The sequence below is a fragment of the Elioraea sp. genome (genome assembly GCF_051860475.1).
GTDB lineage: Bacteria > Pseudomonadota > Alphaproteobacteria > Acetobacterales > Acetobacteraceae > Elioraea.
Genome location: NZ_JBHYDW010000264.1, coordinates 1 through 2,354 on the forward strand (window position 1 = coordinate 1; position 2,354 = coordinate 2,354).

Annotated in this window: 3 protein-coding genes; all 3 read right to left on the minus strand. The window is 67.8% G+C overall.

What is annotated here, in order from left to right:
* A partial coding sequence (locus tag ACTIFU_RS23435) for an ATP-binding cassette domain-containing protein (protein ID WP_439580742.1) occupies positions 1 to 295 on the minus strand: 295 nt, incomplete at its 3' end.
* Positions 292 to 1,233: a branched-chain amino acid ABC transporter permease gene (locus ACTIFU_RS23440; protein WP_439580743.1), complete on the minus strand. Its 942-nt coding sequence runs from the start codon at positions 1,231 to 1,233 to the stop codon at positions 292 to 294. The genes ACTIFU_RS23435 and ACTIFU_RS23440, both read right to left, overlap by 4 nt.
* Positions 1,233 to 2,135 (minus strand): branched-chain amino acid ABC transporter permease, encoded by a 903-nt coding sequence (locus ACTIFU_RS23445; protein ID WP_439580744.1) that lies wholly within the window; start codon positions 2,133 to 2,135, stop codon positions 1,233 to 1,235. The genes ACTIFU_RS23440 and ACTIFU_RS23445 overlap by 1 nt, the downstream gene beginning before the upstream one ends.
* Positions 2,136 to 2,354 lie beyond the last annotated feature (219 nt).

Below are 2,354 nucleotides of genomic sequence, written 5' to 3' on the forward strand. Positions count from 1 at the left end.
CGATCACCGTGTGCTCGGTGAAAAGCTGCGGGATCTGAAAGCTGCGCGCGATGCCGCGACGAACGATCGTGCGCGGCGGCAACCCGGTGATCTCGGCGCCGTCGAAATGGATGTGACCGGCCTGCGGGCGCAGATAGCCGGTGGTCATGTTGATGAAGGTGGTCTTGCCCGCGCCGTTCGGGCCGATGATGGCGACGAGCTCGCCCGGCGCGATGTCGAGGTCGATGCCGTCGGCCGCCTTCACGCCGCCGAACGCGATCTTCAGGCCCTTGGCCGAGAGCAGCGGCGCGGTCATGCGCGCCGGCCCTTGCGCAGCACGATGTCCTCGTAGATGCCCCAGAGCCCGCGCGCCGCGAACAGGATGATCAGCAGCAGCACCGCGCCGAGGATCATCTGCCAGCCATCGGGGAAGGCTGCGGCCGCATAGACCCGCACCAGCTCATAGGCGACCGCACCGAGATACGGCCCCAGCACGCTGCCACCACCGCCGAGGATCGCGATGAACACGAGTTCTCCGGAGTGGGTCCAGTACGAGAGCAGCGGCGTCACATGCATCGTGGTGCAGGCGATGATCCCGCCACCGAGGCCGGCAAGTGTCGCCGAGATCACATAGGCGACCAGCAGCACGCGCTTGGCCGAGATGCCGGCGAATTCGAGCCGGGTCTCACGCGTCTTGATCGCCGGCAGGGCCTGGCCAAGCGGCGAAAGGAGGAATCGCGAGACAAGCCAGCCGAGCGTCAGCGCGAGCCCGAGCCCGCCGATCAGCATCGTCCACTCGTAGTCCACACGATCGAGCGCGATCCCGGCGATGGTCGGACGTTCCACACGGATACCGTCGGTGCCCTTGGTGTACTCGTAGAGCTTCTCGAGCAGCGAGTAGAACACCATCGAGAAGGCGAGGTTCAGCATCCCGAAGAAGATGTCGCGGTAGCGCGCGACGAACAGCCCGACCGCAAACCCGACGATCGATCCGGCGGCTGCGGCAAGCGGCAGCAGCAGCAGCATCTCGCCGACATGCGGGCGGGCAAACGCCACCGTGTAGGCGCCGACGGCGATGTAGAGCGCGTGGCCGAAGCTCACCTGTCCCGCACGCAGCAGTAGCAGGATGCCCGTCACCGCAAGCCCTTTGGCGAGCGCGATCGTGAAGACGAACTTGAGCCACGGCGCGCCGGCGGCGAGCCCGATGACCAGCGCGGCGCCGGCAAAGGCCGGCAGGGCAAGGCGACGATCCATCAGACGCGCCTCAGCTCGGGCTTGCCGAACAGCCCATGCGGCCGGACGAGCAGGACCGCCACCATGATGATGTAGGGAATCACCACCTCGAACTCGGGTGCGAAATAGACCGCGACCGACCGCCCCAGCCCGATCAGCAGCGCTGTCAGCATCGCGCCCTCGATCTGGCCGAGCCCCGCGGTCGCGACCACGGCAAAGGAGAGCACAATCATGTTCACGCCCACACCAGGCACGAGGCTGGTGGTCGGCGAAGCGAGCGCGCCGCCGAGCGCGGCCAGCATCGTGCCGAAGGTGAAGGTGAGCAGGTAGACGCGGTTGGCGTCGATCCCCATGGCGGTGGCGGCCTCGCGATCCTCGGTCACGGCGACGATCACGCGGCCGGTCAGCGTCCGGCGGAGGAACCACATCAGCCCGAGCAGGGTCGCGAGCGCCACCCCCGGCAGCAGATAGAGCTGGTAGGCGGTGTAGATGATGTCGCCGACCTCGACTTGCCCCAGCACGCGCACCGGCGCGTCCTGGAAGATCGGCTGCACGCCCCAGGTGAGCTTCTGGATGTCCTCAAGGATCATGAACAGCGCGAAGGTGACAAGAAGCTGGAGCACATGCTCCTTGACGTAGATGCGCGAGAGGATCAGCCGCTCGATGATCGGGCCGAGCACGCCGCCGACCAGCACGGCGGCAAGGAGCAAAACAGGGAGCGCGAGCACGGGCGCGGCGGCAGTGGCGGCAGCCCAGGCGCCGAGGGTGGCGGCGACGTAGCCGCCGATCGCGAAGAAGCTGCCGTGCGCGACATTGAGGATGCGCAGCACGCCGAAAATGAGCGTCAGGCCGACGGCGACCATGAACACCTGCGCCGCATAGGCGAGGCCGTCGAGGATCGCGAGGAAGAGAAGAAGGGTCATGCCGAAAAAGTCCTGGGGGACCACGCTGGTCCCCCAGACCCCCTGCACCTGGGGCCCCCTCCCGTTGGTCGGGGCCCGCGCGCCGACCAACGGGAGGCGCGCCCTCCAGGGGGGTGCCGGGGGGCCCAGGGCCCCCCCGCCCCCAACCTAAAAAAACAAACGTCCGGACCCCGACGGTGGGGTTGAACCACAAAAACGCGGGGGGTGGCCAGGGCCCCC